This window comes from Oceanospirillum beijerinckii DSM 7166 (assembly GCF_000422425.1).
Lineage (GTDB): Bacteria > Pseudomonadota > Gammaproteobacteria > Pseudomonadales > Halomonadaceae > Oceanospirillum > Oceanospirillum beijerinckii.
This window is the reverse complement of sequence record NZ_KE383829.1, coordinates 40,685-64,465: the sequence shown is the minus strand read 5'-3', so window position 1 is coordinate 64,465 and position 23,781 is coordinate 40,685. Positions and strand designations below refer to the sequence as shown.

Genomic DNA, 23,781 nt, shown 5'->3' with positions numbered 1-23,781 from the left:
CTTTACACCCAATAGTGATGCTTACCTGATACAGGTCAACAATCATGCAATATTAAGCAAAAAACGGGACAGCAAATGCCGCGGGAATATCGTTACCAAAAACTGGAAAAGTGGTTACTGAAAGGCTTACAGGAGCAACGTTGGCCACCCGGTGAACGATTGCCTTCAATTCGCGATCTATGCGAACAGCAGCAGATCTCCAAAGCGACCGTATTACATGCCTATCAGCGCCTGGAAGCACTGGGACTAATAGAATCCCGCCCTAAAGCCGGTTACTTTGTACTCAAACCCGGCAAAGAAACACCAAAACCACGCACCACCGCCACCATGCTCCCCCCCCGGCCTGTCAGCCTGAGTGATGTTTTTGCCGATATTATGAGTCGTAGTGCTGCCTTTGATATTTTGCCGGATCTACAGGCGGGAGAACCATCACCGGGTATTACAGCCCTTAACCGCTGTCTGAGCCGCGCACTGCGTAGCCAACGTGGCGATAGATCTCAATACTATGATCAACCGGCGGGTGATCCTGGTTTGAGAGAACAGCTGGCCCTGCACTACCACCGTCGGGGTTATTATCATTGTAAAGCTGAGCATTTCTGCATTACCTCTGGCTGCCAGCATGCGATGTTTCTGGCTTTGATGGCCTGCTGCCAACGAGGGGATATTGTCGCGGTAGAGTCACCAGGCTTCTACGGTGTGTTGCAGATGCTGGAACAGCTTGAGCTGCGGGTGATCGAAATTCCCTCCTCCCCGGTGCACGGTATGGATATGGATGCTCTGGAAAATGCCTTAAAGCAATGGCCGATCCGCGCCTGTGTCGTATCTCCCGCCTATGCCACGCCTTCCGGTGCATTAATGCCGGACAGCGCCCGTAAAAAACTACTCTCTCTGGCGGAAGAGCACGATCTGGCCATTGTCGAAGACGATATCTACGCCGATACCGGTTTTGTACAGCAACCAGATCCACTCAAAGCCCTGGATCAGGACAACCGAGTTATCCTCTGCAGCTCTTTTTCTAAAAGTCTGTCTCGTGATCTCAGGCTGGGCTGGATCGATGGTGCCCGCTGGCATGCCCGTATTTTGCGTTTGAAACTGGTGACGCAGCTGGCCAGCAGCCGTTACCTGCAACAGGGTGTCTGCGAATTTATTCGAGATGGCGGCTATCGCTCATACCTCAAGCGCCAGCGACTGGAGTTACGAAACAACCGGGACCAGTTGATCCATCTGATTCAGCAGCACTGGCCAAAACAGCTAAGCAAGACAACGCGTATCAGTCAGCCTAACGGCGGCTTAGCACTCTGGTTAGAACTGGATAACCATCAAGATACTCTGAGCTGTTACCAGCAGGCATTGCAGCAAGGAATCGTGATCACACCCGGCGCACTGTTCTCCGTATCTGGCCAGCATAGCCATTGCCTGCGCCTGAGCTTTGCCCACCACTGGGATGACAAACGCACCCAGGCACTGACCCAACTGGGACAGGTTTTGAACGCTTAGACCTCCCCCAAACTGATCCCCTCTTGAAAACCAATACTCACAAGATATTTAGTACACAAATTACTTTAAAACCACACCCACCAAAAAAACCCAATAAAAAGCCACTTTGAAACAAAAACTCTAAACCTGTATGGTATAAAAAGGATATAGCTGTAATCAATAAAACCAGAAAACAAACTAAATAGATACAGCTGTAATAAAAGATGGCAACCTTAACCAATAGCCAAATTTGAAAACTTATGCCTGTAAAACTCGAAGTGCAAAACCTATGTAAAGTATTCGGTGAACAGCCTGAGAAAGCCCTTTCTCTTCTTGATCAGGGTGTCAGTAAAGATGATATTTTTGCCCGGACAGGGCACACCATTGGTGTCAAGGGAGCTAACTTATCGATCAACGAGGGAGAGATTTTTGTCATCATGGGCCTGTCTGGCTCTGGAAAATCCACCCTTGTGCGCTTGTTAAATCGCCTGATTGAACCAACCCGTGGGCATGTACTGATTGATGGAGAAGACATTGCCAATATCAATGCAGAGCAGCTAAGGGCCGTCCGTCGAAAAAAAATCAGTATGGTTTTCCAGTCCTTTGCCCTAATGCCTCATATGAACGTATTAGACAACGCGGCCTTCGGCCTTGAGCTGGCTGGTGAAGAGCTACAGCAACGCAGAGAGAAAGCCCAACAAGCCCTGGAACAGGTTGGCCTCGGCGCGCATGGAGACTCTTACCCTGATGAACTTTCCGGCGGTATGCAGCAAAGGGTTGGTCTGGCACGGGCCCTTGCAAATGATCCTGACATCATGTTGATGGATGAGGCTTTCTCTGCTCTTGATCCCCTTATCAGAACAGAGATGCAAGATGAGCTTCTCAAACTCCAGTCTGACCACCAGCGCACCATTGTCTTTATTTCCCATGACCTCGACGAAGCGATGCGTATTGGTGACCGTATCGCCATTATGCAAGGTGGCGAAGTTGTACAAACGGGAACACCTGATGAGATTCTGCACAATCCCGCAAACGATTATGTACGCTCTTTTTTCAAAGGGGTTGATGTCAGTAACGTCTTCAGCGCCAAGGACATTGCTATTAAAAAGCAAGTGACGCTCGTGAAGAAAGACTCCAGTGAGGGCTTAAGAGCGGGACTAAAAGTGCTTCAGGATAACGACCGGGATTACGGCTATATCATTGATAAAAAAGGCGCTTTTATTGGGGTCGTTTCTGTTGACTCCCTCAAAGAGGTCTTACAGAGTGAGCTGACTCTCGAACAGGCACTCTTAACGGAACCAAACGCTATCTCAGGAGAGACGCCTATCAGTGAACTGCTGGGTATTGTCGCCAGGGCAAACGTTGCCGTCCCTGTCGTTGATGATAACAACCTCTATCTTGGCAATATCAGCAAAGGACGTTTACTTGAAACACTGGACCGGGAGATTTAACTCATGAGCGATGAAAACAACCCTTTTGCCAGCACCAGTGAAACGACAAACGAAGCCAGCAACCCTTTTGCGTCAACAAATAGTGCCGAAGCGAACCCCTGGGGTAATGCTGAGCGCTCTTCTGAAGAAGTAACCCAATCAGAAACCTGACTAACAGCGAAGGCTCCAGAGACAGAAGTTGCAGAGCCCACACTACTCAATCCTTTTGTGGAACCTGTTATTCCCCTGGAAAACTGGGTCGAAGATGGCTTGTCATGGGTCGTGGAAAACTTTCGTCCCTTTTTTACCGGTATTAAAGCCCCGATTGATGCGACGCTGAACTCCATTGATTTACTGCTCAATGCAACACCACCTCTGTTGATGATCGCATTATTTGGCCTGATGGCCTGGCAACTGGCCAATAAACGCCTGGCTATCGGCACTGTATTAAGCTTATTGCTACTGGGCGGTATTGGTGCCTGGTCCGAGGCGATGACCACCCTATCACTGGTACTGACCTCGGTATTCTTCTGCATTTTATTGGGCTTACCTTTAGGTATTCTGATGGCCCGAAGCGAGAAGATGAATCACATCTTCCGCCCGACTCTGGATGCGATGCAAACCACTCCGGCTTTTGTCTATCTTGTACCGATTGTGATGCTCTTTGGTATTGGCAACGTGCCGGGGGTCGTCGTAACCATTGTTTTCGCCATGCCACCGGTTATCCGCTTAACCAACCTGGGCATACGCCAGGTACCCGCCGATCTCATTGAAGCCTCTCACTCATTTGGCGCCAGCCCAAAACAGATGCTGCTTAAGGTTCAATTACCTCTGGCTATGCCAACTATTATGGCCGGTGTCAACCAAACGCTGATGCTTTGCCTGTCAATGGTAGTGATTGCCTCCATGATCTCTGTAGGCGGCCTCGGTTTGATGGTACTCAGAGGTATTGGTCGACTTGATATAGGCCTGGCAACTGTGGGAGGGGTCGGCATTGTGATTCTGGCCATTATTCTGGATCGCATGACTCAGGCATTGGGCCAGGACACGCGCTCAAAGGGCATTCGACATTGGTATGAAGCCGGCCCTGCCAGCCTGATACTGAAACTGGTCAATCGTAAGGCAGGCTCGGCCTGACACCTTATTTGGATCGACCTTAAAGCACAGACATTTTATTACATAAAAACAATTTCAGGAGATTATTATGCGTTACCGCACAGTGACCGTTTCCGTTGCTTTGGCTCTGGGTTTAAGTCTACCCGCTCATGCATCATTACCAGGGGAAGGCATCAGTGTTCAGGCCTTCCACAGCCCTATCGCTGAAGAAAAGTTCCAAACCATCATTGTAAACAAAGCACTGGCCAAGCTCGGCTACGATATTAAACCGATTAAAGAAGTGGACTACAGCGCAGGTTATACCGCGCTCGCAAACGGTGATATCACCTTCACAACAACCAACTGGTATCCGCTGCACAACAGCATGTACAAGAATGCCGGTGGTGACGACAAATTCTACCGTAAAGGCACCTATATCAGTGGTGCAGCACAGGGCTATCTGATTGATAAGAAAACAGCCGATAAGTATGGCATCGACAGCATTGATGACCTGAAAGATCCTAAGCTAGCAAAACTGTTTGATACCGATGGTGATGGCAAAGCAGATCTGGCGGGCTGCCAGGCAGGCTGGGGGTGTGAAGGCGTTATTGAACATCAACTGACCGAGTTTAAATTGCGCGATTCCATTACACATAAGCAGGGACAATACGCCGCAATCATCTCTGACACTATCGCACGCTTTAAGCAGGGAGACTCTGTACTCTATTACACCTGGACACCTTATTGGGTATCAGGAAAACTTGTTCCGGGAAAAGATGTTGTCTGGCTGGAAGTGCCCTACTCCGCCAATCCAAATGGTACAGATACAGAGCTACCAAACGGTAAGAATTACGGTTTTGATATCAACTCTGAGCGCATCGTTGCCAATAAAAAGTGGGCCGAAAACAACCCTGCTGCCGCAAAGCTGTTTGAGATTATGAAGCTGCCAATCAACGCGGTCAGCGCGGAGAATATGATGATCAGCAATGGCGAGGACTCGCTGAAAGATATCGAGCGTCATGCCGATTTATGGATTAAAGCCAATCTGAAGACATTTAATCAGTGGGTAGAGACAGCGAAACAAGCTGCACAATAAATAGTCTATTTCTGACATAACACCTATCGGATTAAAACCCGATAGGTGTCTCTTCAGACTTTACGCTGTCAGTGCTCATCCTTTAAGTTACGGGCGATCTCAACAAAAGCGTCTTCACAGGCGACAAAAGCGTCAATCACATCGGGATCAAAGTGCTTACCTGAACCTTCAAGAATGATCTCTTTCGCTTTGTCATGACTAAAGGCAGGTTTATAAACCCGCTGACTAATCAAGGCATCATAAACATCCGCCAGAGCCATCAGGCGGGCAGAGAGTGGAATATCATCGCCTTGTTTGCCCTGTGGATAACCGGAACCGTCCCACTTTTCATGGTGATTGACGGCAATATCCTGAGCATGACGCAGGAAGGCATTTTCACTCACCGATTCGATCGCTTGTTGTAAAGCATCAGCACCAATCTGAGCATGGGTTTTCATAATGACAAACTCATCATCGGTCAGCTTGCCCGGTTTCAGCAGAATACTATCAGGAATGCCTACCTTACCAATATCGTGCAGTGGAGCTGCTTTATAGATCAAATCAATCGTTTCAACATCCAGATAATCACTGTGTGTCGGGTGCTGACTCAGGTGCTCTGCCAGCACTTTGACATAAAGCTGAGCCCGTTGAATATGAGCACCTGTTTCATTGTCACGGGCTTCAGCCAGTGAAGCCAGCGCGACAATGGTGGCATCACGGGTCTCTTTCAGACCGTTTTGTGCCGCATATAAACTCTCGACCATCGCATTGGTGCCCTGAGCCATAGTGCCAAACTCATCCTGGCTGGCAACCGGCACACGCACCATCAAATTGCCCTCAGCCACCTGTTGCAACACATTGTTTTCGAACTTCAGATACATGCTCATATTGCTGGCATAACGCCAGATAATCAGCAAGGCATAAGCCAGAATAACCACCGTAATAAAAGCAAACTCTTTTAGAATGCTATTACGGGCCTGCTCTGGTGACAGCTTCACACCCTCCACCAGCAACCACTCCAGGTCTTTATTAACCACCAGAAACAACACCAGCGAGATACTCACTACCAGCACACCGGCCATCAGAGCAAACTTTTGCACAAAGGAACTGGCCTGTTGACCCACTTCCAGTTCACGTCGGGCTTCAATCAGCTCATAAGCCAGCTGTTTCTCCTGCTGTAATGCCAGATCCACTGATACAAAGGTTCCTAGCATCATCATGCCAAACAGCACCTTCATATTGCTGTGCCAGGGAGCGTCGTAGAGGTAAAGATTCGCTCCTACCAGCCCAGCCGCCGCCAGTAAAAACAGCCCAATATCCAGATAGAACTGAGCCGATACCCGCTTTTGATATTCGACCTTATGAATAAAGCCGATCAGTGGAAGCCGCAGCAGATAAATCAATAACAACGGAATAAACAACTGCCACCAGGTGATACTTTCCAATAACGGACATACCTGACCACCATAAACCGCAAACAACGTGGCCGCGATCAGATAATGAATCAGTGGCTGCTGCTGGCTATAGCTGATCGGCTGTATCGAGGGATACAGATAATCCGTTACCGCCGCCGAAGAATTGAATAGGCTGGGCATATTAATCTCCCTATCTGGACCTGAGGTCATTGAGCAAACAAATGAGTGGTTGTTTTATCAGGTACGCAGTCTACTGGCTTACAGTTTCGCTTTTTCCAACATAAATTAAACAACCGATCTATACCCAATATCCTAACGCTCCTCTTCCCTCAACAGCTCATACGACTCTGATCTAAAAAGGTGCAAAGCTGCACTTTTTAGGTGCTCATCAAGTGAGCATCTGCAGTAAAAGAAGCCTATCAACACCCCAAACAAACACATAAGACATTGATTAATATGAATTTTAAAAAAGTGGCACAGGCTATGCTAAATACTAAGTGTCCAACGTTGGACATGGTTGTTAGCCTTTAGTTAGTTACTTAGCCTAGCTAAAACTTTGAGCCTTTTCTTTTTAGGTTCCTTTTGAACAATGGCGTTCATCGAATTGCGTATCCCAGTACGCAATCTGATGAGCGCTTTTTTTTAGCCGTCATTCGTGTAACGCGCCCCGGATCATCCATTAACGCTGGCAGCATTGACCTTTGAGGTTTGAATTACCTGAAACCCGCTTCATATTCCTCTTCGAAGCGAGTTAAGTGAAAATAGATCGATGTTTACAAACCGGCACCATGCAAACGTGCACGATATTCCTGCTTGGTTAGTACTGTTACCGATTCCGTTACCGGGTCATAAACAATGGTTAGTTGCCCGTTAATCAATTGCTGACGTACCTGGTTCGCCAGATCATCCAGACCGAGCTCAGTTTCTGCGGTGTCATATCCCTGACGTGTAACAAAATCCTCCAGCAATCCCTGCAGTGCATCCGGTGATATCTCCCGGTAAGGCACTTCTATCATAATTGTTTGACCTTATTACCCAAAACCGCGAACACTTAACTCTGAACACTATAACCGGAGTAGCCAGAAAGCCACTCAAGCTACTACCCCATCAGTTTTAAACTAAAACACCCACCAGCGTTCATTTTTATTCACTTTCAGCCGACAGGACTTCAACTGCTTATCATAGGTAATGGCTCTATTAGCGACCTTAGTCGCCACATCTTTCAACCATTGCTTATCTTGCCAGCTTTTCTGTTTGTAGCCGGTATGACCTTCATGGTAAGCCATATACAGATAGTAGGTGTTGTTGCGCTCAACACCGTTCACCTTATAAGTCTGATAGTTATACCAGCCGATAAAATCGACCGAATCATGGAAGTTATCACGGCTACCGCTACGGTTGCCTGTAGCACGCTGATAATCCTTCCAGGTACTATCTAACGCCTGCGTATAACCATAGGAGCTGGACTTACGTATAGTTGGAATACCAAAAATTTTCACTCGCTCCGGAGAAACGTCCGCTTCAAAACGGGACTCCTGATGAATAATCGCCAGCATCACGGGAACAGGGGTTCCCCAGCGTCGCTCAGACTCTTTAGCCGATACATACCAGTCCGGATATTGCTTGAAAATCTCACAAGCATTCCCTGTATCCTGTGGAGGTGCAGCAGCGCACCCCACTAATGCAAGAAGAGTCGAAACCACTATCGTTTTTTTTACCACAGCCCTGTTTAACACGATAAAAACGACCTATGCTGATTTGATAATTGCGTAAAAATTTACTCGTGCATCGCCAGTAAATCCAGCAGCCCTTGTTCATCCAGGATTTCAATCCCTAACTGCTCCGCTTTGGCACGTTTGGAGCCTGCAGCTTCACCGGCAATCACAAGATCTGTTTTCTTCGACACACTTCCCGTGACTTTAGCACCTAAGGCTTCCAAACGGGCTTTGGCGTCACTGCGCCCCATCGCACTTAAGGTCCCCGTTAGTACGATAACTTTATCCGCTAGTGCCTGCTCTTCTGCAGCAGGTGCCGCTTCAATCTCAGGCCATTGAATACCCTCTGCCAACAGCGCATTCAGGGTTTCCAGATTATGCTCCTGGCGGAAGAAGGTAACGATATGGTGCGCGACGATAGGCCCTACATCAGATACTTCAAGTAGTTCTTCTTCAGAAGCTTCCAGTAATTTGTCCAGCGTCAGGAAGTGCTTAGCCAATTGGCTGGCCGTTACCTCTCCCACTTCACGAATACCCAGGGAATAGATAAAGCGCGGCAGGGTCGTTTGCTTGCTCTTTTCCAGCGCATCCACCAGATTCTGCGCAGACTTTGGCCCCATACGCTCCAGCGCGGCAACTTTATCAACTTCCAGATGGAATAGGTCTGGCAGAGACTGCACCAGCTGCTGATCCACTAGCTGCTCAACCAGCTTATCACCCAGGCCATCGACATCCATCGCCTTTCGGGAAGCGAAGTGTTTGATCCCTTCTTTGCGTTGAGCACCACACACCAGGCCACCGGAACAGCGTACCACGGCCTCACCTTCGGCACGTTCAGTTTCAGAATCACACACCGGGCATCTATCCGGGAAGACGATCTCTCTTAGCTCCCGATTACCTTCTCGCTTTTCCATTACCACGGAAACAATTTGTGGGATCACATCACCCGCACGGCGGATAACCACTGTATCCCCCACCATAACACCTAGACGCTCAATCTCATCGGCATTATGCAGGGTGGCATTGGATACCGTCACGCCACCCACATACACAGGCTCCAGACGTGCAACAGGCGTAATGGCACCGGTACGCCCCACTTGAAACTCCACCTCTTTCAGCAGCGTCATCTCTTCCTGAGCCGGGAATTTATAAGCGATAGCCCAACGAGGTGCACGGGAGACAAAACCCAACGTTTGCTGCATTGCCAGATCATTAACCTTAAACACGATACCATCGATCTCAAACGGTAACTGATCACGACGAGCACCCAGATCCTGATAATATTCCAGACACGCAGCAACACCAGTAACAACTTTAAGCTCAGGGTTCAGACGAAAGCCCAGCTCACTGAGTTTGGTCAGAATCTCGCCGTGTTTGCCGGGTAGATAGCCCTCAGTCACATCACCTACACTATAAGCACAAAATTCCAGGCGGCGCTTTGCCGTAATGCGACTATCCAGCTGCCTCAGACTGCCTGCTGCTGCATTGCGCGGATTAACAAACACCTTCTCTCCTGCAGCCAGTGCGGCTTGATTCAGTGCTTCAAAGCTCTTCTTCGGCATATAGACTTCGCCGCGCACTTCCAGTACAGGAGGCCAGTCATCACCTTTTAGCTTCAGCGGTACAGAACCAATAGTCTTCACATTCTGCGTAATATCCTCACCGGTCTGACCATCCCCACGAGTTGCCGCCTGTACCAGTAAACCATTTTCGTAACGCAGACTCAGCGCAATACCGTCCAGCTTGGGTTCACAGGCAAATTCAATCACTGCATCAGACTTTAAACGGTCCTTCAGGCGCTGATCAAATGCGGCAAACTCATCATCATTGAAGGCGTTATCCAGTGATAGCATAGGGATCACATGCTGAACCTGATTAAACGCCGACAAAGGCGCAGCTCCAACCCTCTGAGAGGGCGAGTCCGATGTTATCAACTCTGGATTTTCTTCTTCCAGCTGCTGTAAACGACGTAGCAAACGGTCATATTCCGCATCCGGGATCGAAGGAGCATCCAGCACATAATATTTGTGACTGTGTTCATTCAGTTGCTGTCGCAGCTCAGCAATCTCCTGGCTCACAGTATCAGTGATGTTTATTGGCTCTTCGGGAGCATCCGATGGAAATAAAGATAAAGTCATAACGGTTTAGCTACTTAATCAAGATGTTATCAAAGCCTGGACGCAAAACAGGCCACTTTGGATAGTGGCCTGCTGCTTTATTTTTTACTGCATGATTTCACACATAATATCAGGGACAAAAAGAGCGGCTATTATGTCCGGGTGGTCGCTCTGCCGGCCAGTTGGCGACGACGTTCAAAGTCCTGAATGCGCTGACGATAATGCTCATATGTTTGCTGTGTCATCACACCCCGGTTCTCGTCCCGCAGCTCACCATTCAGGTTCTTGACCACCACCTTGGCAGTTTCATGCATCATGTGAAAACACTCCTGACTATTCTCCACGGACGGCAGCGCCATGATAAAAGACACGCCAGGCACATGCAGGTCATCAATATTATCAATATCAAAAGTACCAGGATTGACTGAGCTCACCATAGAAAACTCAATCTTAGTGCCCTTCTCTGTTTTCTTATAACGGTGAAAAACCCCCATCTCTCCCACTTGCATACCACACGCCAGCGCGATATGCAGTAGCACAGAACCCGGAAAGCCTTCTGGATCTTTTGCCTTTACATGCAGAATCAGCAGTTCAACGGCATTAGAGAATTGCGCTCTTTCTTCTTCTTCCGTCATCAGTGGCTTGTGCGCCACCTTCTTCTCTTTGAAGGGAGACGTTTTTGGCTCAGAACCGATCTCGCTCTTCACCTTCTCAGTAGCCAGTTTAGGATTCTGAGCTTGCTCTTTCGCCACGGCTTCTTTAGCCTTCAGAGCCGCTTTACGCTGCTCTTCCAGTTTCATTTTCTCTGAAGGACGTGGGTCTTCGACATGCTTGCCCATAATACGAAGAGCAGCTGCCTTAACAGGGTCTTCAGGTTCCGGCTTTAATACTGGTTTAGCTTTAGTTTTAGGTGCTGTTTCCGGGAATAGCGCTTCAGCTTCACGCTGTAACTCTTGTTCCGTCAATAGCTTTGCCTGCTCAGCGGCAAAGGCAGCATCCAGACCCAGTAGTTCAAGGTCGTCAGGTTCAGCTTTTTCCCGCACTGTATTCTCTTGCGCACTCTGTGCCTGATAGGCATCAGCAGACTGAGTTTTTCCTCTGACACTGATCTCGGAATCAGGATCAACACTTGGCTTAGCCTCTAATGCTTTAGCTGTGATGCTCTGTGCAGAAACAGATGCAGGCTCCATAGCTGTCGCATCATCTTCCAATACCGAAGATTCTTCCAGCACGGGTACAGCATCTGTATCCTGGACTTGGATATCGTCAGACATCTCGGTTTGTTTCTGAGTTTGCATCTGAGAAGCAAAATCTGTTAACCCATCCTCAGTTATGGCACCAGTGGACATTACCTCGGTTCCAGCAATCTCTTCTGCATCTGCTTGAACGGGCTCCGGTGTATTATCTGGCTGACGCACTTCGGGTTCTGCGCTCTGGCCTGGATGGCAAAAAGCATCAAAATAAGAGCTGTCCGTATTATCCAGTTCAGGCTCAGTCTTTTGCTCTATAACTGCCTCTTCCGCATCTGCTTCAGGGTACTCTTCTGACTCAGCTTTCTTAAACAGATGTTGATAATCTTCAACAGAATAACGCTTAGCGCCTTCAGGCAGCTCGCGGTCGGGAATATCCGCCGCATTAAACTCCATCTCTTGCAAAGTGCCTTCTGGTACTTCCACCTCATACTTCAGTACGGGCACCGGATCATTTTCAAATATTTCCGGGTCATGCTCTTTTATTACCCGAGCGCCACCGTTAGGTAACTCTCTGCGAATCTGCTCCTGACGAGCACGCTCCTCAGGATCCAACTCTTCCTCTTCCCGGCTGTTTTTGCGCATACGCCGGATACCATCGGCTATGATCAGCAACAAAACAACGCCACCAAGAATAATCAGCCACTCACGTAAACCCATGTAGAGAAAACCTGTCAATTTCAAAAAGCGTCAATTTATCACGATTTTACGCTAGTCTCAGCAACATTTATACGTCTACTAACGCACTTGCTTCATCAATATCGACCGCAACAATTCTTGATACACCGGGTTCCTGCATAGTCACCCCCATCAGATGATCCGCCATCTCCATGGCAATTTTGTTATGGCTGATATAGATGAACTGTAGGTGGGCCGACATCTCTTTTACGATATTAGCGTAGCGCCCCACGTTAGCATCATCCAACGGTGCATCCACCTCATCCAGCATACAGAAAGGCGCTGGATTTAACTGAAAAATGGAGAATACCAGTGCAATCGCAGTCAGTGCTTTTTCACCACCGGACAGCAGGTGAATAGTGCTGTTTTTCTTACCTGGTGGTCGGGCCATAATGGAAACGCCGGTTTCCAGCATGTCATCACCGGTCAACGCCAGCCAGGCACTACCGCCGCCAAAGACTTTCGGAAACAGTTGCTGTAACCAGCCATTGACGTCATCAAAGGTCTGTTTAAAGCGCTGGCGAGTCTCTTTATCGATCTTACGAATGGCACCATCCAACATCCCCAAAGCTTCGGTCAGTTCGTCGTGCTGGGCATCCAGGTACTGCTTTCGCTCCAGCTGGGCTTCGTATTCTTCAATCGCCGCCAGATTGATAGCCCCTAAGCGTTTGATCTTTTCACTGACCTGATTCTGCCGTTCCTGCCACTCCGATGCCGTGGCTTCTGCCGGCAGCTCACGCAACAACTCCTGCAGATCACCACCGATCTCATCCAGCTGTTCGTTAATACCTTCACGCTGTACCGATAAAGTCTGCTGTTGCATACGCATCTTTTCCAGCTCGGTACGTACCCTTTCCAGATCACGTTCATGTTCTGTACGGGACTTCTCCATCTGGCGCATCGCTTCATTCAGCTGCTGAGCACGATCACGGTACTGTAGTAGGCTCTCCTCCTGTTCAGCACGGCGCTCAATCAGCTCATCCAACTGAATCTCACTGTCTTCTTTTGGCTCCTGCACCAGCTCCAGATCTTCGATCAGCTGCTCACGCTTATCTCGTAGGCGTTCAAGCTGTTGCTCGATCCGTTCGATACCCTTTTGTGCCAGCTGCTGTTGACCGGTTAGCTCCTGCTTGCGTAGCGCCAATTGATGCAGTTTCTCCCGCTCGGAACGTACCATCTGGCGTTGTTGCTCATAGTGCTCACGGAAACGATCTTTATCCGCCTGCAGATGCTCTCGTTCTTCAGCAAACTCTTCGGTCTGCTCCAGCGCCAGCTGCCACTCTTCACGGCTCTGTTCCAGCAGCCCTTCCTCCTCTTCCCAACGCGCAACCACCTGGGCTAACCCTTCATTCAGATGACGCTGACGCTCAGTAAACTGCTCCAGCTTTAACTGACGGGTACGGATCTGACTATCCAGCTCACTTTTCTGCTGCTGTACCGCCATACGCTGGTCCGCAACCTGACTGATCTGCTGCTCAATGGTCAGCTGTTTACCTTTGAGCTCTTCCTGCTGCGTTTCTAGCTCCAACAGCTGCTCATCAGCCAGTTCCAACTCTTGCTGTAGATTTTCAATATCCTTGGCACGATTCAACACCCCCTGTGCTTGCTGATTGCCCTGTTGATAACGCAACCAACCAGGACCTATCCAGATGCCGGTTTCGGTCATCACGGAGTAACCTGCGGGTAGCTGCGCAATTCGGGCAAAAGCCTGCTCGGCATTCTCCGCCATCACCACGCGATAGAGCTGTTCTGGGATCGACTTCACCTCTGTGCCTTCAACGGTTACTTGCGAGGCCAGGGTTTGTTCGGTAGGCAGTTCAGGTGTGTTCTGGTCAGCCAGATAAAAGCTTAAATCCGCCTGCTTTAGTTTATCCAGTTGTTGCGCCAGTTCCGGCAGTTGCAGGCTCTTGCAACAGACCGACTGCAGATGCGCTCCCAACACCGTTTCTACCGCCACAGCCCAGCGCTCATTACGAACCGTCAGCTGCTGCGCCAGCTTAGGGGCATTAGATAAACCCTGTTGTGCTAACCAACGCTGCTGATTCTGATCATCATCCGCCAGCGCTGCGTCTTGTAACGCTTGCAGTGAGGCTAAACGCCCTCGATTGATCTGCTGCTGCTCACGGGTTTGATCCAGCTGTTGCTGCTGTTGCGTCAGGTTTTGACGACACTGCTGCAGTTCAGCAGCTTTCTCTTGCGCCTGCTCTTCCAGCTGCTCCAGCGTGAGTTCAAACTCCAGCGCGGATTCCTGCATCAGCTCCAGTTCATCATCATGCTCTTCTGGGGCTTCCAGACTGCTCTGCTGATCCTGTAACCGTTGCTGACGCTGCTGTAACTCTTGCAGGGAACGTTCATGCTGCTGGATACGGCTCTGCGCCAGCTCCGCATCCCGTTGATATTGCTGTGCTTTCTGGTTAAAGCTGTCCCAGCGGTGTTGCCACTGCTGGACGTTTTCTTCCGCTTCTTCCAGTGCCATTTCCAGCGCTTCGCTGGCTTCCTGCTGCATCTCAAACTCAGGTTCCAGCTCCGCCAGCATCAGCTCCACTTCTGCTAAACGGCTTTGATCCTGTTGCTGTTCGTGCAGGTTTTCCTGAATATGACGGTCCACCTCACCGAGATCGATCTGCAGCTGCTGACCACGCTGCTTCTGGTGAGTCATCTGTTGTTCCAGCTTAGTGATCTGGTTGCCCAGCTCGTAGAAGGTGGCCTGCACTTTTTCTAACTGATCATTGGCATCCTGGTGCTGTTGACGACTGTCTTCGATCTCGGTTTCCGCCCGACGCAGGGCAAACAGGTGTTTCTCCGATTGAATCTCCAGATCACCGATCACACTAGAAAACTGACGAATCTGATAATCGAAATCACGCCAGCGAATCGCCCGTAACTGACCTTTTAAGCGACGTTCCTGACTTTTTAATTCACGATAACGGTGGGCCGCTTCAGCCTGACGCTGCAGACGTTGCAGCTGGCGTTCCAGCTCTTCACGGATATCCAGCAGACGATCCAGGTTTTCCTGGGTACGACGCATGCGACTTTCCGTCTCTTTACGTCGTTCCTTATATTTGGATATACCCGCCGCTTCTTCGATAAAGACCCGTAGCTCTTCCGGTTTCGCCTCAATCAAACGAGAGATCATCCCCTGTTCAATAATGGCGTAACTGCGCGAGCCCAGGCCTGTGCCCAGGAAAATTTCGGTGATATCTTTACGGCGACACTTGGTGCCATTGAGGAAATAGCTGGATTGGCCTTCGCGAGTCACCTGACGCTTGAGTGCGATCTCGGCATATTGGCCGAACTGGCCCTTTAAGGTGCCATCGCTGTTGTCAAACACCAGCTCGATAGATGCCTGGCTCACAGGTTTACGTGCGGTGGAACCGTTAAAAATCACATCCGTCATCGACTCACCACGCAGGTGCTTGGCGGAACTTTCCCCCATTACCCAGCGTACGGCATCAATAATATTGGATTTACCACAGCCGTTTGGCCCCACCACACAGGTCATGTTTTTGGTGAAAGGCACTGTGGTCGGGTCAACAAAAGATTTAAACCCAGCGAGACGAATACATTTAAGGCGCATGGCCTGCAGTCACCTGATCAGTGTTAGTCAGCGTTCAGTGAAAACACCGGTCTATCCGGTGGTAAAAACAGCAAAGCAGGGCAATGCCCTGCTTTGATTTTTCAGCAAGCCCTGCATTGTGCAGGATCTGTTTCAGCCACGCAATTATTGAATGCGCTCTGAGATCACCAAGCGAATGGTTTCCTGATGTGTCACAGGGAAAGGTCCCAGTGCACCTTGCAGATCACCGGCTTTTGGCTCAGGCGTTCCCGCCTCGGCGACTCGGGCCACCAAATTGACCTGCTCCGCGCCGGATAGCTTGGCCATAGGTGCGACGGCCATGGAATCATCCAACGTGATGCTCGCAGGCAGGTCGGCTACCGTCAGACGCGCTGCCGCCAGCGGCATGGGTGGACCACCTGCCGGGCTACGGGCAAAAACAAACACCGTATCTTCAGGCTTGGCATTAGCTTTCATCTCATCAGAGATTGTTACCTCAACCTGCAGACGCGGGCCAATCAGGGCAGGATCAACTTTCTCCCCAGCCGCTTCCAGACGACGAGTTGCTTCGGCAATACCGGAGCGTAGTGCATTAACACTGTTCTGATCCTGCATATTTGGTAGTGACTGCTGCCAGAATGCAATGGCAGCGTGATAATCACCGGCTTCAAATGCCGCAATACCACGCAGCCCCAGTGCCGCAGGCTCATTGGGATCTGCTTGTAGTGCTTCGGTCAGTACCGCATCCACCTGTACCGTCATCTGGTTATTGCTGGCAAAGAATAGTGCCTGAGCATATTGCGCCAGAATCGCAGGCTGACGACCATCAATACGCAACACCTCTTCCAGCGCTTTAACGGCATCGTTAAAACGGCCTTGGTTCATATAGGTGCGGGACAGCAGATACCAACCTTCGGCACTGTCCGGGTTCTCCTTCAGACTTTTTTCCAGACGCGCTGTCATCTCTTCCACTGAAGGCAGCTGACCATCTTGACGGTTCATGGTCATCTCCAGCGCCATGGCATTGCCATTGACCAGATACCAGCCCAAAGAACCTGTCGCAATCAAAGCAGCCAGAGCAAAGCTCAGTAACCAACCCGGACGGGTAGATCGCAGAACCGGGACATCCTTATCCCCCACATCATCCAGCAGGGTTTGCTCAAGCTCAGATTTCATCTGCTCAAACTGGTCAGGGCGTAGATTACCCATCGCCTGTTCATTTTCCAGCTCTGCCAGACGCTGACGGAACATGGCTACGTTCTGCTCTGTGCGCTCCGCTTCTGTCAGCTCGGAAGCCTGATTACTTTTTCTTACCAGCGGCAGTAAGACAAAAATTGCCGACATCGCAGTCAGTGCGGCAATACCGATCCAGAGTGTTGTCATATCAGTTTCGCTTATCTTTCAGCAGGTTGTTCAGACGTTCACGGTCTGCATCGGACATGGCTGTTGTCTCACTCTCTTGAGTGTTTTTCTTACGGCCTCGTAACAGTAGAAACATCACCAGCGCACCTATGCCCACCAGTACAAAAGGACCGTACCACAGTAGATAGGTCAGTGGATTAACCGGCGGTTCATAGAGGACAAAATTACCGTAACGGGCGACCATAAAGTCGATAATCTCGTTATCCTCGTAGCCTTCGTGCAGCAGGCGGTGTACCTGTTGACGTAGATCGGCGGCAATCGGCGCATCAGAATCAATGATGTTCTGGTTCTGACACTTAGGGCAGCGCAGAATAAACGCCAGTTTCTGATAACGCTCTTTCAGACCATCATCACGGAACTCCATCGCCTCAATCGTAGCCTGAGCCAAAGAAGCCGACAGCACCAGGCTCAGTGCCAACAGCCACTGCGGCCAGCGTAACGCAGGGATTAGCGCCATTTATTCACCTCCGGCAGCAGCTCATTCAGCCAGATATTGCGATCAATCACGCCAACAAAACGGTAACGCACAATGCCCTCTTTATCGACGATATAGGTCTCAGGGGCACCGTAAACCCCAAGGTCCAAGCCGACACGACCATCTGCATCAAACAGGCTGAAGCGATACGGGTCCAGGTATTCATCCAACCAGCGAATCGCTTCCGGACGGGTATCCTTATAGTTCAGGCCATAGATGGGTATACCGGTCTCTTTAGCGATACGCACCAACTCAGGGTGTTCCTGACGACAGGAGACACACCAGGTGGCCCAAACATTGACCAGAGACACCTCACCTTTCAACGCATCCTGAGTAATCGCAGCGTTTTCATCTTTAACCGTACTCAGAGTAAATTGTGGAAACGGCTTACCGACAAGGGCCGATGGTAGCTCGCGTGGGTCCAGCTTCAGTCCCTGCCACAAGAAAATACCCAGTACTAACGCCACTATCAGGGGAATAAACAGGATTAGACGACGTTTCATGCAGAAGCTCCTGTCAGTTGTGTCTCGTTTTTCGCGCTGCTATCTGCGCTATTGCCCTTAGGGGAAGCATCTCTACGGGCTACCATACGACGGTAGCGTTTATCCATTGCTGCCAGCAGGCCACCCAGAGTCATCAGCACACCACCAATCCACAACCAGCGGACATAAGGCTTGTATTGGATACGGATCGCCCAGGCACCATCGCCCAATGGCTCACCCATAGCGACATAGATATCCCGGGTAATGCCCCAGTCGATCGCTGCTTCGGTCATCACCTGATTACGGGCAGTGTAGCGACGTTTCTGCGGGTGCAGCTCCGTCACCAGAGAATCGCCTTTCCATACCTTGATCACGCTCTCTTCCGCCGTCCAGTTGGGACCATCTACATGGCGAATATCAGTCATCTCGTAGCGGTACCCCCCCAGCTCTGCCACAGAGCCTACCTGCATACGCACATCGGTCGCTTCGTTATAGTTGGATACCATCGCCATACCGACAACCGTTACCGCGCCACCTATGTGACCCAATACCATCCCCCAGTAACTACGCCCCAGACCTTTCAGACTACCCAGGCTCCAGCCTTTGTGTTTCAGCTTGTCGGCCATATCACGCAGCTGAGTCAGGGTGATCCACATCGCCAGCATCATGCCGATAAAGACATAAGTGTTCCATTCACCACCCAACACGAATGGCAACGCTGCTCCAAACAGTACACTGACCACACCTGCTACCCAGACGCGCTGCTTCAGAGTAGCCAGGTCGACATCTTTCCAGCGAGAAACACTGCCCAGGCCCATAAAGACACCCAGAATACTCATCAGAGGTACAAACAGCGCATTAAAGTAAGGAGGCCCTACAGAAATTTTTCCCAGACCCAACGCATCCAGCAGCAGTGGGTACAGAGTTCCCAGCAGAACGGTCGCCATCACAATGACTAACAGGATGTTATTGGTCAACAAGAAGGCCTCACGGGAGCGCCAGGTAAAGCCCACTTTCGCTTTAACTTCTGGAGCACGCAGGGCGTACAGAACAAAAGAACCACCAACACAGATCGCCAACATGGCCAGAATGTAGTAACCACGCTCGGGGTCAGTCGCAAAGGCATGCACCGAGGTCAACACACCGGAACGCACCAGGAAGGTACCCAGCAGACTCAATGAGAAGGCGAAGATCGCCAACAATACGGTCCAGTTTTTAAATACACCCCGCTTTTCGGTCACCGCCAGCGAGTGCATCAGCGCTGTGCCTACCAGCCAAGGCATAAAGGAAGCGTTCTCAACCGGGTCCCAGAACCACCAGCCGCCCCAGCCCAGCTCGTAGTACGCCCACCAGCTACCCAGTGCGATACCCAGGGTCAGGAACGCCCACGCGACACTGGTCCATGGACGGGACCAACGGGCCCAGGCCGTATCCAAACGACCACTGATCAGTGCGGCAATCGCAAAAGCAAAGGCCACCGAGAAGCCGACATAGCCCATATAGAGCATGGGCGGGTGAACAATCAGACCAAAGTCCTGCAGCAGAGGATTAAGATCGCCACCTTCCATCGGGATCTGAGGCAAAATGCGATCAAATGGGTTGGAGGTCAGCAAAACAAAGGAGATAAAGCCGATACTGATAATGCCCAGTATAGACAACACGCGCGCCAGCATATCTTCCGGTAGACTCTTACTGAACAGGCTCACGGCCATAGTCCAGCCCGAAAGAATCCATACCCACAGCAGTAACGAACCTTCGTGACCACCCCAGACCGCACTGATCTTATAAGGGGTTGGCAATGCTGAATTAGAGTTATTCGCCACATACGCCACAGAGAAATCATCGGCAATAAAGGCATAAGTCAGAATAAGAAATGACAGGGTAGTAAAGAAGAACTGCCCCCATACCATGGGTGGGCCAAAGCTCATCCAATTGGTCATTTTCAGCTGGGCACCCAGCATAGGAACAATAGCCAGAATCAGTGACATTATCAGCGCAAGAATCAGCGCATAATGTCCCAGCTCAGGAATCATGAGTTCGGTCATATCAACCTCGGCAGATCGGATAACACAACACAGCCCGAAGGCTGTGTTGAATCTGGAAATAAAGCGTTATTAGTACTGCTGTGCGGTCGCCTTGTGGCCACTGGCTTTGAGGGCCTCTTCAACCTCAGGCGGCATATAATTTTCATCATGTTTTGCCAGTACTTCTGAAGCCTGGAAAATGCCATTGCCATCCATTGCCCCCATGGTGACAATACCCTGACCTTCACGGAACAGGTCAGGCAGAATACCTGTGTATTTCACTATAACTTCATGCTTGTAATCGGTGACAGCAAACTGAACCTCCAGGCTATCTGTGGCACGTTTAATACTGCCATCTACCACCATACCACCGGCACGGATACGCTGGCCGACCGGCGCTTCACCCTGAGCGATCTGGGTGGGTGTGTAAAACAGATTGATGTTTTCTGACAGAGCAAACAGTACAAGTCCAACAGCAATACCAACGGCTGCCACCATAGAGGTCAACAGGACCAGTTTCTTTTTACGTTTTGGATTCATTGTGTCTGTTGCTCCCGACGCAGCTTGCGCGCCTGCTCTTTCTGTAACTGACGCTTGTGCATCACAGGTAAAACAAAGTTAATCACCAACAAAGTGGCGGTTAAGCCATAGGCCAGCCAGACATAAAGGCCGTGGCCACCCATATTGATAAAGTCTGCGAAGGAATCGAAATGCATTACTTCTTACTCAATAAACCCTGAACCCACTGAGTTCGCTTCTCCCGCTCCAAGATCTCATTGCGGGTACGCATCATCAGCACTGTGGCAAAAAAACAGTAGAAACCGATCACCATCACCAGTAGCGGCAGCCACATTTCAACGGGCATCGCTGGCTTCTCAGTCAGTGTGAAAGTGGCAGGCTGATGTAGCGTGTTCCACCACTCCACGGAATATTTAATAATCGGGATATTGACCACGCCCACCAGAGATAGGATGGCACTGGCACGGGCTGCAGACTGTTTGCTATCAAAGGCCGATTGCAAAGCGATCACACCAAAATAGAGAAACAGCAGAATCAGCATCGAGGTCAAACGGGCATCCCATACCCACCAGGCACCCCAGGTGGGCTTACCCCAAACGGCACCGGTAAACAGGGCGACAAAAGTCATGGTCGCACCAATGGGCGCACAGGACCTAGCCACCATATCGGCTACCTTCATCTTCCAGATCAGTCCGATACCACCTGCAATGGCCATGGCAAAAAAGATCGACTGAGCCAGGATCGCCGCCGGTACGTGAATATAGATAATACGGAAGCTATTACCTTGCTGATAATCCTGCGGTGCAAATGCCAGCCCCCATACGGTACCGACCAGCAGAAAGATAACAGCAGCAGCACCAAACCAGGGAATCCAGCGTCCGGTAATTTCATAAAACCATTTCGGCGATCCCATGCGGTGGAACCAGGCTACAAATTTGTCAAACATCTCGTTTACCACAATTGTTCTATTTCTGGAGTTAACGCCGTTATATTACCACCGTTGCATACGAATACTGGCGTTTACTTAAGCTACTTATTCTCAGGCGCTTACTCTAAAGCGCTGAAACAAACACCGCCATCAGCCATTCAGGCTAATTTTCAGCGCTGCGCCTGCGGCTAAAGGAGCCATTACCAGAGCGACCATAAACATCGCCCCCAAAATAGCCAGATGACCTAACACATCCATACCGTTTGCCGCAGCAGTCACCGCCCCTGTACCAAAAATCAATACCGGGATATACAGGGGTAAAATCAACAATGTCAGTAAGACACCGGTACGACGCAGGCCCACTGTCAGAGCCGCGCCTATTGCACCAATTAAACTTAATGTAGGCGTCCCCAGCAGCAAAGTGATAAACAGGGTGCCAAAACCTTCATCCGGTAAAAACATCATCACGGCTAACAGTGGCGCTAACAGTGTGAGCGGCAAGCCGGTGACTAACCAATGCACCAGCACCTTTGACAGTACCAAGACCGATAACGGATGCGGACTGATCACCAACTGCTCCAGAGAACCATCAGCCATATCCTGCTGAAACAGGCTATCCAGAGACAGTAGTGTCGCTAACAATGCGGCCACCCACAGTACACCTGCAGCTATTTCGGATAAAAACTCCGGTTCAGGGCTGATCCCTAATGGAAACAGCGTCACAGCGATAGAGAAAAACAGCAGCGGATTAACAATATCTGAGCGGCGACGGAACACCAGTAGCAGATCACGCTTCAGTGTTCCGGTAAACGCCCGCCAGGTGCTGACCTGACTTTTGACTTCACCGATGGTGTTGGCTGATATTTGCTCAGTGCCTGTTTTATCCATTGCCGGGCTCTCCTGCATCTGTTTGCTGAGACCCATTATCCTTTTTTTGCTGAGGGCTCTGACCCAAGTTAATCACTTTAAGTTCCGCAGGTAGGGAAAGATTATGGTGAGTGGTTAAAATTACTGCGCCACCTTGCTGGGCATGATCGGCTATCAACTGCTCAATCTCTTTGACGCCGCCCTGATCAATAGCGGTAAAAGGCTCATCCAGAACCCATAATGGGGATGGCTGTAAAAACAGACGCGCCAGCGCGACACGGCGGTGCTGACCGGCGGATAGAGTGTAACAAGGTACATCCTCGTAACCGGTGAGTTTTACCTGAGCCAAGGCATGATGAATCTGTTCGGTCGTAGCAGGACGATAAAGGGATTGATACCAGCGTAGATTTTCTTCCGGTGTCAGATTCAACTTTATGCCGGGATGGTGGCCAATATAGAGTAGGTTTTCGCGAAACAGATCGGGGTCATCCGATACAGGCTGACCCTTAAAACAGATTTCGCCTTCGTAATCTGGCAGTAAACCTGCCAACATACGTAGCAGAGTGGTTTTACCCGTTCCGTTCGGACCTGCAATCTGCAGTACATCGCCGCTATTCAGTGAAAAGTCCAGACCACTAAATAGTAAGCGATCATCCCGTTCACATGCTAAATTTTGCCCTGAAAGCAGTTCTTGCACTGAATTTAACCTTTTTGACGAACTGGCCGATAATTACATAATCAAAAGAGTGCGCCACTTTACTACGATTCACTTTTTTGCGCTACAGACCTACATCAAGGTCTAACGGACAGAAAGTAACAGGTTGTTATGGTAGATCAGGTCAATCAAACCCAAGCCGCCAAGCAGGCAGCAAATAAACCAGCCCCTATTCACTCCACCGTGAGGGGCAGCACCGGCCTGGCCCCTGGGCAAACGGCCCAGGCTGTCGTGCAACTGGTCGATAAAGCCAGTGTGAACCCCAATACAGGCACAGCCCCCCAGGCCAATACAGTACCTCAACAACCTGTTACATCTCAGGGTAATCAGGCTGGTGTACAAGTGCATCTGCAGAGCCAGCAAAGCACCGCGGCTCAAGCACAACACAATACAGCTGCTTTACAAGCAGCCCAACAACAAGCACAAACGCAGCAAGGTCAGAACCAACCCACTCAAAACCAGACAACACAACAAAGTGCTCAGCCTCAGCAAGCGACGCAACCTCAAGCACAGCAGGGATCACAGCCTCAGACGCCACAACC

General features: G+C 50.1%; 20 protein-coding genes and 1 pseudogene. 6 read left to right on the top strand and 15 right to left on the bottom strand.

The window, feature by feature from the left end; genetic code table 11:
- The first annotated feature begins 75 nt into the window (after nt 1-75).
- The 5 genes and pseudogenes from H579_RS0120210 (at nt 76) to proX (ending at nt 5,097) form a co-directional block, all read left to right on the top strand.
- Nucleotides 76-1,497 (top strand): aminotransferase-like domain-containing protein, encoded by a 1,422-nt coding sequence (locus tag H579_RS0120210; protein ID WP_028302154.1) that lies wholly within the window; start codon nt 76-78, stop codon nt 1,495-1,497.
- A gap of 239 nt (nt 1,498-1,736) precedes the next feature.
- Nucleotides 1,737-2,927, top strand: a complete 1,191-nt coding sequence (proV, locus tag H579_RS0120205) for a glycine betaine/L-proline ABC transporter ATP-binding protein ProV (protein ID WP_028302153.1) — start codon at nt 1,737-1,739, stop codon at nt 2,925-2,927.
- 3 nt (nt 2,928-2,930) lie between these two features.
- Nucleotides 2,931-3,077, top strand: a complete 147-nt coding sequence (locus H579_RS29760; RefSeq protein ID WP_245583324.1) for a hypothetical protein — start codon at nt 2,931-2,933, stop codon at nt 3,075-3,077.
- Between the two features lie 24 nt (nt 3,078-3,101).
- A pseudogene (proW, locus tag H579_RS26855) lies at nt 3,102-4,043 on the top strand (glycine betaine/L-proline ABC transporter permease ProW); the annotation flags it as partial.
- A gap of 67 nt (nt 4,044-4,110) precedes the next feature.
- The gene (proX, locus tag H579_RS0120195; RefSeq protein ID WP_028302152.1) at nt 4,111-5,097 is read left to right on the top strand and encodes a glycine betaine/L-proline ABC transporter substrate-binding protein ProX; all 987 of its coding nucleotides are present in this window, start codon (nt 4,111-4,113) and stop codon (nt 5,095-5,097) included.
- A gap of 68 nt (nt 5,098-5,165) precedes the next feature.
- Here proX and H579_RS0120190 read toward each other — a convergent pair whose 3' ends face one another.
- The 15 genes from H579_RS0120190 to ccmA form a co-directional block, all read right to left on the bottom strand.
- A complete protein-coding gene (locus tag H579_RS0120190; RefSeq protein WP_084624260.1) occupies nt 5,166-6,671 on the bottom strand; it encodes an HD-GYP domain-containing protein in 1,506 nt (501 codons plus the stop codon).
- A 593-nt stretch (nt 6,672-7,264) separates the two neighbouring features.
- Nucleotides 7,265-7,507: a YheU family protein gene (locus H579_RS0120185; protein WP_036567017.1), complete on the bottom strand. Its 243-nt coding sequence runs from the start codon at nt 7,505-7,507 to the stop codon at nt 7,265-7,267.
- 102 nt (nt 7,508-7,609) lie between these two features.
- Nucleotides 7,610-8,227 (bottom strand): transglycosylase SLT domain-containing protein, encoded by a 618-nt coding sequence (locus H579_RS0120180; RefSeq protein ID WP_211224769.1) that lies wholly within the window; start codon nt 8,225-8,227, stop codon nt 7,610-7,612.
- Nucleotides 8,228-8,268: 41 nt separating this feature from the next.
- Entirely contained in the window at nt 8,269-10,344 is a 2,076-nt protein-coding gene (ligA, locus tag H579_RS0120175; protein WP_102049398.1) for an NAD-dependent DNA ligase LigA, read from the bottom strand.
- A 131-nt stretch (nt 10,345-10,475) separates the two neighbouring features.
- Nucleotides 10,476-12,233, bottom strand: a complete 1,758-nt coding sequence (zipA, locus tag H579_RS0120170) for a cell division protein ZipA (RefSeq protein ID WP_028302147.1) — start codon at nt 12,231-12,233, stop codon at nt 10,476-10,478.
- 67 nt (nt 12,234-12,300) lie between these two features.
- A complete protein-coding gene (gene smc / locus H579_RS0120165; protein ID WP_028302146.1) occupies nt 12,301-15,828 on the bottom strand; it encodes a chromosome segregation protein SMC in 3,528 nt (1,175 codons plus the stop codon).
- A gap of 144 nt (nt 15,829-15,972) precedes the next feature.
- Nucleotides 15,973-17,190, bottom strand: a complete 1,218-nt coding sequence (gene ccmI / locus H579_RS26850; RefSeq protein ID WP_036567015.1) for a c-type cytochrome biogenesis protein CcmI — start codon at nt 17,188-17,190, stop codon at nt 15,973-15,975.
- Between the two features lies 1 nt (nt 17,191).
- Nucleotides 17,192-17,686, bottom strand: coding sequence for a cytochrome c-type biogenesis protein (locus H579_RS0120150; RefSeq protein WP_051228075.1), 495 nt, complete (start codon nt 17,684-17,686; stop codon nt 17,192-17,194).
- Entirely contained in the window at nt 17,677-18,207 is a 531-nt protein-coding gene (locus H579_RS0120145; protein ID WP_028302144.1) for a DsbE family thiol:disulfide interchange protein, read from the bottom strand. The genes H579_RS0120150 and H579_RS0120145 overlap by 10 nt, the downstream gene beginning before the upstream one ends.
- Nucleotides 18,204-20,219 (bottom strand): heme lyase CcmF/NrfE family subunit, encoded by a 2,016-nt coding sequence (locus tag H579_RS0120140; RefSeq protein ID WP_169449731.1) that lies wholly within the window; start codon nt 20,217-20,219, stop codon nt 18,204-18,206. The genes H579_RS0120145 and H579_RS0120140 overlap by 4 nt, the downstream gene beginning before the upstream one ends.
- Before the next feature lie 81 nt (nt 20,220-20,300).
- Nucleotides 20,301-20,750 carry a cytochrome c maturation protein CcmE gene (gene ccmE, locus H579_RS0120135; RefSeq protein ID WP_028302142.1) on the bottom strand — a complete coding sequence of 150 codons (450 nt, stop codon included), beginning with the start codon at nt 20,748-20,750 and terminating at the stop codon, nt 20,301-20,303.
- Nucleotides 20,747-20,926, bottom strand: coding sequence for a heme exporter protein CcmD (gene ccmD, locus H579_RS0120130; RefSeq protein WP_028302141.1), 180 nt, complete (start codon nt 20,924-20,926; stop codon nt 20,747-20,749). The genes ccmE and ccmD overlap by 4 nt, the downstream gene beginning before the upstream one ends.
- Nucleotides 20,926-21,675: a heme ABC transporter permease gene (locus H579_RS0120125; protein ID WP_028302140.1), complete on the bottom strand. Its 750-nt coding sequence runs from the start codon at nt 21,673-21,675 to the stop codon at nt 20,926-20,928. Before H579_RS0120125 ends, ccmD begins: the two co-directional genes overlap by 1 nt.
- Before the next feature lie 132 nt (nt 21,676-21,807).
- Nucleotides 21,808-22,545 carry a heme exporter protein CcmB gene (gene ccmB / locus H579_RS0120120; RefSeq protein WP_028302139.1) on the bottom strand — a complete coding sequence of 246 codons (738 nt, stop codon included), beginning with the start codon at nt 22,543-22,545 and terminating at the stop codon, nt 21,808-21,810.
- Complete coding sequence (ccmA, locus tag H579_RS26845) at nt 22,538-23,221, bottom strand: cytochrome c biogenesis heme-transporting ATPase CcmA (protein ID WP_084624259.1); 684 nt, start codon at nt 23,219-23,221, stop codon at nt 22,538-22,540. Before ccmA ends, ccmB begins: the two co-directional genes overlap by 8 nt.
- A gap of 129 nt (nt 23,222-23,350) precedes the next feature.
- Here ccmA and H579_RS29350 point away from each other — a divergent pair.
- Nucleotides 23,351-23,781, top strand: a 431-nt coding sequence (locus H579_RS29350) for a hypothetical protein (RefSeq protein ID WP_036567014.1), incomplete at its 3' end; no start/stop codon positions are given.

Bases quoted from the DNA above. Each gene is read 5' to 3' on its own strand.
- H579_RS29760 (WP_245583324.1), top strand. From the start codon at position 2,931: ATGAGCGATGAAAACAACCCTTTTGCCAGCACCAGTGAAACGACAAAC.
- H579_RS0120145 (WP_028302144.1), bottom strand. From the start codon at position 18,207: ATGAAACGTCGTCTAATCCTGTTTATTCCCCTGATAGTGGCGTTAGTA.
- ccmI (WP_036567015.1), bottom strand. From the start codon at position 17,190: ATGACAACACTCTGGATCGGTATTGCCGCACTGACTGCGATGTCGGCA.
- H579_RS0120125 (WP_028302140.1), bottom strand. From the start codon at position 21,675: ATGTTTGACAAATTTGTAGCCTGGTTCCACCGCATGGGATCGCCGAAA.
- ligA (WP_102049398.1), bottom strand. From the start codon at position 10,344: ATGACTTTATCTTTATTTCCATCGGATGCTCCCGAAGAGCCAATAAAC.
- H579_RS0120190 (WP_084624260.1), bottom strand. From the start codon at position 6,671: ATGCCCAGCCTATTCAATTCTTCGGCGGCGGTAACGGATTATCTGTAT.
- proV (WP_028302153.1), top strand. From the start codon at position 1,737: ATGCCTGTAAAACTCGAAGTGCAAAACCTATGTAAAGTATTCGGTGAA.
- H579_RS0120210 (WP_028302154.1), top strand. From the start codon at position 76: ATGCCGCGGGAATATCGTTACCAAAAACTGGAAAAGTGGTTACTGAAA.
- proX (WP_028302152.1), top strand. From the start codon at position 4,111: ATGCGTTACCGCACAGTGACCGTTTCCGTTGCTTTGGCTCTGGGTTTA.
- smc (WP_028302146.1), bottom strand. From the start codon at position 15,828: ATGCGCCTTAAATGTATTCGTCTCGCTGGGTTTAAATCTTTTGTTGAC.
- H579_RS0120185 (WP_036567017.1), bottom strand. From the start codon at position 7,507: ATGATAGAAGTGCCTTACCGGGAGATATCACCGGATGCACTGCAGGGA.
- H579_RS0120150 (WP_051228075.1), bottom strand. From the start codon at position 17,686: ATGGCGCTAATCCCTGCGTTACGCTGGCCGCAGTGGCTGTTGGCACTG.
- zipA (WP_028302147.1), bottom strand. From the start codon at position 12,233: ATGGGTTTACGTGAGTGGCTGATTATTCTTGGTGGCGTTGTTTTGTTG.
- ccmD (WP_028302141.1), bottom strand. From the start codon at position 20,926: ATGCATTTCGATTCCTTCGCAGACTTTATCAATATGGGTGGCCACGGC.
- ccmE (WP_028302142.1), bottom strand. From the start codon at position 20,750: ATGAATCCAAAACGTAAAAAGAAACTGGTCCTGTTGACCTCTATGGTG.
- ccmB (WP_028302139.1), bottom strand. From the start codon at position 22,545: ATGGATAAAACAGGCACTGAGCAAATATCAGCCAACACCATCGGTGAA.
- H579_RS0120140 (WP_169449731.1), bottom strand. From the start codon at position 20,219: ATGATTCCTGAGCTGGGACATTATGCGCTGATTCTTGCGCTGATAATG.